Annotated in this window: 2 protein-coding genes; both read right to left on the bottom strand. The window is 74.4% G+C overall.

Annotated elements, in window-relative coordinates; translation table 11 throughout:
• Window positions 1-27 precede the first annotated feature (27 nt).
• The gene (locus FV223_RS27270) at window positions 28-912 is read right to left on the bottom strand and encodes an MBL fold metallo-hydrolase (RefSeq protein ID WP_147729826.1); all 885 of its coding nucleotides are present in this window, start codon (window positions 910-912) and stop codon (window positions 28-30) included.
• A 97-nt stretch (window positions 913-1,009) separates the two neighbouring features.
• A partial coding sequence (locus FV223_RS27265; protein WP_147729825.1) for a cyclase dehydrase occupies window positions 1,010-1,541 on the bottom strand: 532 nt, incomplete at its 5' end.

Here is a 1,541-nt window from a genome sequence, read left to right as displayed (position 1 = left end):
GCGCGGGCCGCCGCCTGAGCGGCCGGCTCACGGCGCGCGATAGGCCGATCCGTCGCCGGCGGTCGCCGGGTGGTCGACGTAGCGGCCGTGCCGGGGCACCGCGACGGTCTCGAAGTCCCGCGCCAGGACGTCGAGGCCACGGCGCATCTCCGCGCCTTCCAGGGCGCGGCCGTGGCCGGTGACGACGCGCTCGGGCTGCAGGGCGGCGAGGCTGCGGACCGAGGCGGCGGCGGCGGGCCAGTCGATCGTCAGGTACATCGGCGGCCCGTGGATCTCTAGCTCCTGGACCGCGACCGCATAGATCGATTCCTGCGCCGTCGTCACGAAGGCGTCCCCGGCGATCAAGGACCGGTCGCCCGGGCGCCAGAGCGAGACGTGGCCGGGGCTGTGGCCGGGGGTGTGGATCCAGCGCCAGCCCGGCATCGGCGGCACCGTCCCGTCCTCCGGCAGGGTGACGAGGCGGCTGGCCACGTCGACCGGCTTCGTCGGGTAGAACGGCGACAGCAGCGCCAGCGCGCCGCCGCCGACATTCGGATCGGGCCGGGGGTAGGCGGCGCTGCCGTCGAGGTAGGGCCGCTCCAGCGCGTGGGCGTAGACGGGGGCGTCCCATTCCGCGGCCAGATCCTCCAGCACCCCGACATGGTCGAAATGCCCGTGGGTGAGGACGATGGCCGCCGGGCGGGCGCCCGGGCCGAAGCGTGCCTCGGCCGCGCCCTGGATCAGGCCCTTCGTGCCGGGAATGCCGGCATCGACCAGCACCCAGCCGCGATCCCCGGCGCCGGGCGTGCCGACGAAGACCACGTTGACCATCATCAGGCGGCGATAGGCGAGATCGCCGGCGAGCGTCCTTGTGCCGTCCTCGGCGGCCTTGCCCGCCTGCGCCTCCGGATCGACCGAAACCTGCTGGATCATGGCCGCGCGTCCTTTCGATGGGGGGCGATGACTGCCTGCCTGCCGACGCGGATCCGATCGGCCACGCGTCTCGCCGACCGTATAATTTGCCGGCAAATCAGATATTTTCCGCCGGCAAGGTTCCTGGCATGCCGCGGGACCCGGAGGCGTCGCCCGACCAGGGCCGCAGGGCCTCGGGAGCCCGGAAATCGTGCGGGACCGCGAAGTCGGCCGCCGCCCCGCGCATGGCCTGCGGCGGACGGGGGAAGCCGCTGCGGCCGCCGTAGTCGAAGGCACCGGGCCGGGACAGGCGCTTGTCGGCGATCAGCCCCTGGGCACAGACGACGTCGAGCACCGTCACGCCCGCCACCGCCGCCGTCGCGGCGACGCGGTTGGCCCTCTGCCCACGATCGCCCTCGAAGCCCTGGGCCAGGGTCGCGAGGTCGAGGACGTCGCCGACGACGCGGCCCAGGATCCACGGTGCCGGATCGTGGCTCGTCAGGATGGCGACGCCGGTCGCGACCTCGCGCACGCCGTAGCTGCGCACCAGCGTCTCCCGGCCCTCGAGGCCGAGGGTCCGGCACAGGCCCCGCGCCGCCGCCAGCTCCAGCAGCCCGAGGCCGATCGAGAACCAGCCGAGGCCGCGCGCG

The sequence above is a fragment of the Methylobacterium sp. WL116 genome (assembly GCF_008039455.1).
Taxonomy (GTDB): Bacteria; Pseudomonadota; Alphaproteobacteria; order Rhizobiales; family Beijerinckiaceae; genus Methylobacterium.
The sequence above is the reverse complement of the archived record's forward strand: the minus strand, read 5'-3'. Positions and strand labels throughout refer to the sequence as shown.

Excerpts from the sequence above, each read along its gene's own strand:
- FV223_RS27270 (WP_147729826.1), bottom strand. The coding sequence starts at position 912 with ATGATCCAGCAGGTTTCGGTCGATCCGGAGGCGCAGGCGGGCAAGGCC.